The sequence below is a fragment of the Romboutsia sp. genome (genome assembly GCF_035470145.1).
Classification (GTDB): domain Bacteria; phylum Bacillota; class Clostridia; order Peptostreptococcales; family Peptostreptococcaceae; genus Romboutsia_D.
The window spans coordinates 1-6420 of record NZ_DATIRC010000393.1; the positions used below are offsets into that span (position 1 = coordinate 1).

Here is a 6420-nt window from a genome sequence, read left to right on the forward strand (position 1 = left end):
CTTAAATAGCTCTTTATCTTGTTTTTCTTCATCCCATATCATACATTGACGTTGCATATCACATCCTGGTTCTTGTATCCCCTTCATACCTATTTCATCCCCATAATAAATACAAGGAGATCCTGCTTGAGTAAACATAAATAAGTAAGCCAATTTAAATTTATCTTTATTTTCATTTGCATAGCTTAATATTCTAGTAGTATCATGACTTCCAAGCAAATTAAATGTAACTTCATTAACATGCATTGGATAACTTACCATAACATCATTTATCATGTATTTAAATTCCTCAGAATTTATTTCATTGGTGCAAAAGAAATCTCTAATAGCTTCACCTAATGGATAGTTCATAACTGAGTCAAATTGATCTCCCATTAACCAAGGTAAGCTATTGTGCCATATTTCACCTAATATATATACATCTGGTTTTAATGCTTTTAATTCTTGCCTTAGTTTTCTCCAAAATTTATGGTCAACTTCATTAGATACATCAAGTCTCCAAGCGTCTATGTCAAATTCTCTTATCCAGTATTTACCTACTTCTATTAAATGTTTGATAACTTCTGTATTTTCTGTATTTAACTTAGGCATATGAGCAACATCAGCAAAGGTTTCATATGGTAGATTTCTATTATCAATTTCTTCTAAAGGTGCATCTATACCTTCAAAAGTTTTTATATAAAACCAATCTTTATATCTTGATTTTTCTTTGTTTTTTATAACATCTTGCCACTGTCTTGAATAGTATCCTATATGATTAAATACTGCATCTAGCATTACTTTTATGCCTCTTTTGTGAGCTTCTTTAACCAAGATTCTAAGAGTTTCTTCATTTCCTAATGTAGGATCTATTTTCATATAATCTATAGTATCATAACGGTGATTAGTTCTTGCTTGGGTTATCGGGCAAAAGTAAAGACCTGTTATACCTAAGTTTTGTAGGTAATCTAAATTATCTATTATACCTTGTAAGTCTCCACCTGTAAAATTATATGGTGTTGGTTTAGAACCCCAAGGTTGTGTACCTTCTGGATTTATAGTAGTATCTGAGTTTGCAAATCTATCAGGAAAAATTTGATACCATATTATATCTTTTACCCATTTAGGTACTTCCCCAACATCTGTACCATTTAAGTATGGATATCCAAAAAATGTAGATATACATGATAATCTTTCTTCATCTTTTTCTTTTCCTAATTCATATATACCTTTTTCAGTGTATAAAAGTTTTTCATTTTCTGATTCTACTACAAAGCAGTATCTACAACGCTTATTAAGTGGCTTGTGAGAAACAAACCAATAGTCAAAGTATTCTGTCTCTAATTCTTTTTTCATAGGGATAATACTTCCCCCTACCCATCCTGTGCCAGAAGAATTTAGATTTCCACCACCTGCTCCTCCAAAATCCCATATATATGGGTCTCCTGCTCTTAGTTTTACTTCTTTTACTTCCCCTTTTTTTGTTCTTAAACGTATATGTAATGTTTCTTTATCATATCCATATGCATAATTACTTTTGGGTATATGTAGTATTGCTTCTCTTGAAATTTTACTCATATCTATTCCCCCTCTATTCCATCTGTAATATTATTCTACAACCTCTATAAAATCAAATTTAGTAACATCAAATAAACCTTTATCAGTTATTTTCAAATTTGGAATTACAGGTAATGACAAGAAAGATAAAGTCAAAAATGGATTAAAATTTATATTAGGTGCTATTTCATTTACAGATTTATGCAATTTATTGAGGTCATTAATAACTTCTTGTGAATTTCTGCCAGTCATAAGTCCCCCAATTTCAAGTTGTATAGACGCAAGCACCTTATTGTTTTTAGCTACTATTATCCCTCCACCTATCTTTTTAAGTTCCTTTACTGCAAAAATCATATCTTCATCAGTACATCCACTGACAATAATATTATGAGAATCATGTGCTATAGTAGTAGCTATGGCACCTTCCTTTATCTCTAGACCATTAATAATACCTAATCCAATATTTCCAGTACCTTTATGGCGTTCTATAACTGCTATTTTAATTAAATCTTTTTCTATATTAGAAATAAATTCTTCATTATAATCTAGTTCATCAATGTTTATTTTTAAATGATTGCTCTCTAGTTTATTTGGTATAATTCCAATAACATTTAATTTATTTTTATCTTTTAAATTAATTTTAAAATGTTCCTTAGTTATATCTGCAATATTAATGCTATTTTCTATATTAAATATATGATTATCTTTTCTAACTTCATTTAAAAGTTTATTATCTTTTACTACTAACTGTCCATTTTTATAAACAGAATTTATCTTGAAATTCTCTAAATCATCTAATATTATGAAGTCAGCTATAAATCCCGGTGCAATAGCACCTTTATTTTTTAAATTATAACACTCTGCTGTATTTAATGTAGCCATTTGTATAGCCGTTTCTGGCCTTAATCCATATTTAATAGCCATCTTAATTGAATTATCTACGCTACCATTTTTTATTAAATCATCTATATGTTTATCATCTGTACAAAAACAAACTCTTCTAGAATTAGCTATACTAGTAGCTTTTATTAGCTCCTTAAGATTTTTTGCAACAGTACCCTCTCTTATAAGTACATACATTCCTCTTCTTAATCTATCTACGACTTCCTCTTTATTATGACATTCGTGATCTGTTGTAATATTAGCTGTAGTATAGGCATTAATCATAGTTTCATCAAACCCTGCCCCATGGCCATCTATTACTAATCCCTTTTCTGTTGCATCCCATATTTTATTAATCAGGTTCTCTTCACAATTTAACACACCTGGATAGCTCATAACTTCAGCTAAACCTAAAACTCTCTTATCGTTATATAAAGATAATAAATCATTACTTTCTAGTTTTGCTCCACTGCTTTCAAAACTAGTCGCTGGAACACAAGAAGATAGCATAAAATAAAAATCTAAAGGAATATTTTTACTTAAATTCATCATAAGCTTTATTCCTTTAATACCTAAAACATTTGCTATTTCATGAGGGTCCGTAATCATTGAAGTTATTCCATGAATAAGTGCCCCTTTATAGTATTCATTAGGCGTTGTTAGAGAAGATTCGATATGGGCATGAGCATCAATAAGACCCGGACATATATATTTATTAGTACCATCTATAATTGTTTTTCCATCATAATTTCCAATTCCTACAATATAACCATTTTTTACAGCTACATCACTAATAAATATATCGTTTTGAAATACATCTATAATTTTTATATTTTTAATAACTAAATCACATATTTCATATTTGGATGCTGCTCTGATATTTTGTATAAAAATTTCTTTGTTCATTAGGATAATCCACCTTACTATAAATATTTAACCTTCGTGGACTATAGACTCTTCATAGTCATACTATTTACGGCAGTATGGTAGAGACGCTCAAACCATATTATTGAGCTTATACGAAGGTTATTGTTACTTATTATATATTTATGCTTTATGCTTGTCAAAGGATTCATTTAAGAATTTTAGTCTATAATACTCTGACTAGATTTTATATAAATCTTTTTTCTTATGTTAATTTATACTTATTCTCTATAAGTCATTGTAATCTTTATCAAGCTCTAAATCATATCAAAACTTACAAATATAACTATGTTATTTACACTATATAAAAATAACCCAGAAATTAATATTCTGGGCTCTAGGTATATATATTTCTTGCACCATATGGAATATGTTCTCCTTTAATCATATTAGGGTATCCATTTCCATCCCCTCTTTCATAATGGCAAAGAACTATTTTTACAACATCTTTTAAGTTATAACATTATATTTTTCATTAAACCAATACTCAATCTCGTCTATTTTATCTTTCATTCCATTATCCATTAAATATTCAACAATACTCTCAATAGCACTAATAGTAAGCTCACTATCTAAATCTGCTGCTTTTTTAGTTAACTCAATTCCATTATTATCATTTTCAATAAGTAAAATTTGCCCCATTCTATACATAGCAATAGCACATTTTTCATCTATAGAAAGAATCTTTTTATAAACTTTCATGGCTTTGTCATACTCTCTAGTTTCTTCAAGTGCAAATCCATATTCTATATTTTTTTCTATATCATCTGTTTCTTTGTAATCTTCAATTATTTCTAATTGTAATTTATATTCTTTTGTAAATTCTTCCCATTCATCACGCCAACAATCATACCATTGCTTATTTTTTATATCTATTAAACGATCTATTTCTTTTTTATAATTTTCATTTTGAGCTTCAAACTCAATTTCATAATTAAAATTATCAATTCCTAAAGCACTCATTCTTTCGCTAAAACTTGGATGTGTATCATATACTGATGATATTTGCTTTTTAATTTGACTTAGCCATTGATTTTTTCTTTCAATAATTTCATTCTTAAAATCATCAAACATAATATTAAAATAGTTTTTTGGAGGTTTTTCTTGTGCTCTAATTTCTACCTTACAATAAGGATTTTTAAAAAACAAGTCCATAATTTTAAGCTTAGCACTTGCTTTAGCATAAACTTCAACACTAGTATATAAAGCAGCTTCTTTATCTGCTGCTATTTCTTCTGGTTGTGATATTGCATTTAGATATGTTTCTAATTTTTCAATATAAATTTTTGCAAATGGTAATAATAATATGCTTTGAATAATATTATCTTTTTCTTCAACTTTGTCAATTATTGTACTCCATCTAATTAAACATCTTGAAATCTTACTACTTATATTTGTGTCATCATTGTAAATATGAGCAAGTTCATGAATTAGTATAGATTTCAGTTCTTGTTCGTTTAATATTTTTAATGTTTGAATTCCTATTTCTAAAACATGTTTTCCATTAAATCCAAATCCATCTGGAATAAATGCAACTCCAGCATTTGCACCTTCAACAATACAAATTTCATCTAATTGAGGTGAATTTGTCAACTCAATTGCACTATCTATAACATTAAATAACTCTGGATGCTCTTGTCTATTTATAGTTACTTCATTTGGATATTCAAATTTTATATACATCGTTTTAAAAACAATACATAAAGTACCTATTAAAGCAAATACTATCACACCTAATCCATGTATGTTTTCAGATTTATAATTAATCATTATAATTCCAATAAGTGTAGATATAACAGTAATTGTAATTACTCCTATATAAATTCTTTCATAATTACATAATATTTTTATCTTTTTTCTCATTTTCTCAGGATTATTTTTAGATAACAATACAAGTTTTTCAAATTGTTCATAATCACTATAAAATGGAATATCAATTGAAGTATCCATCATAAACCAAATGATTGCAGTTAAAATTATCATTACAAATTCAATAAATCCAAATTTACCCAACACTGAAAAAACTTCATTAAAATTTTTAGTCACCAGTATTCCTGTTGATATAACTATCGATGTTATACAAGTTAAAAATATAATTCCTAACATTGTATTAAAAATTATGTCATTTTTATTTTTCATAGCTTATAATCTCCATTTCTTATTTGCCCCCTATAGATTATTTGATTTTATTGTAGCATATTTTACCATTTATTAAAATATTTCATCTTAACTGAATGTATTGCCATAAAATTACTTTTAACCTTAAAAAATAACCCAGAATTTAATTCTGGGCTCTAGGAATTTATTTAAATTGTATCTTTCTGGCGATTATTTATTATGCCAAGTAAGTACTGGCATTTTTACTGCTCTAGCTTCATCTACTCTTTTTACTATAGTATTATGTGGAGCAGTTTTTAAAACTTCTGGGTTTTCTTTAGCTTCTTGTGCTATTTTTTTCATTGCATCTATAAATCTATCTAAAGTTTCTAAGTTTTCAGTTTCTGTTGGTTCTATCATAATTGCTTCATTTATTATAAGTGGGAAGTAAATTGTTGGTGGATGATATCCATAGTCTAACAATCTTTTAGCTATATCCATAGTTTTTATATCACTTGTTCCCTTTGAAATTCCACCTAATACAAATTCATGTTTACATACTGTATCTATTGGTAAATAGTAATATTCTTTTAACTTTTCTTTTAAATAGTTAGCATTTAAAACTGCCACCTGACTTGCTTCTTTTAATCCGTCTTTACCCATAGTAAGTATATACGTGTAAGCTTTTACTAATACTCCAAAGTTTCCGTAAAAATTTTTTATCTTTCCTATAGATTGTTGTTTATCATAATTTAATATATAATTATCTTTTTCCTTTTCCACTATTGGAATCGGTAAAAATGGAATTAGCTCTTTTTTTACTCCTACTGGACCACTTCCTGGCCCTCCTCCTCCATGAGGAGTTGAAAACGTCTTATGAAGATTTAAATGAACTACATCAAATCCCATGTCTCCAGGTCTAGTTATACCCATTATTGCATTCATATTCGCACCATCATAATATAAAAGTCCTCCAGCATT

4 protein-coding genes, 1 pseudogene and 1 riboswitch are annotated in these 6420 nt (G+C 28.0%); all 5 genes and pseudogenes read right to left on the reverse strand.

Annotation, left to right across the window (positions count from 1 at the left end):
- A partial coding sequence (locus tag VLM92_RS15635) for a glycoside hydrolase family 13 protein (protein ID WP_325277251.1) occupies window positions 1–1557 on the reverse strand: 1557 nt, incomplete at its 3' end.
- A 30-nt stretch (window positions 1558–1587) separates the two neighbouring features.
- Window positions 1588–3324 (reverse strand): adenine deaminase, encoded by a 1737-nt coding sequence (ade, locus tag VLM92_RS15640; RefSeq protein WP_325277252.1) that lies wholly within the window; start codon window positions 3322–3324, stop codon window positions 1588–1590.
- 35 nt (window positions 3325–3359) lie between these two features.
- Window positions 3360–3461: riboswitch (purine riboswitch) on the reverse strand.
- Between the two features lie 218 nt (window positions 3462–3679).
- The gene (locus tag VLM92_RS17425; protein ID WP_325277254.1) at window positions 3680–3778 is read right to left on the reverse strand and encodes a hypothetical protein; all 99 of its coding nucleotides are present in this window, start codon (window positions 3776–3778) and stop codon (window positions 3680–3682) included.
- A 14-nt stretch (window positions 3779–3792) separates the two neighbouring features.
- The gene (locus VLM92_RS15650) at window positions 3793–5481 is read right to left on the reverse strand and encodes a M48 family metallopeptidase (protein WP_325277253.1); all 1689 of its coding nucleotides are present in this window, start codon (window positions 5479–5481) and stop codon (window positions 3793–3795) included.
- Between the two features lie 189 nt (window positions 5482–5670).
- A pseudogene (locus tag VLM92_RS15655) lies at window positions 5671–6420 on the reverse strand (aminomethyl-transferring glycine dehydrogenase subunit GcvPB); the annotation flags it as partial.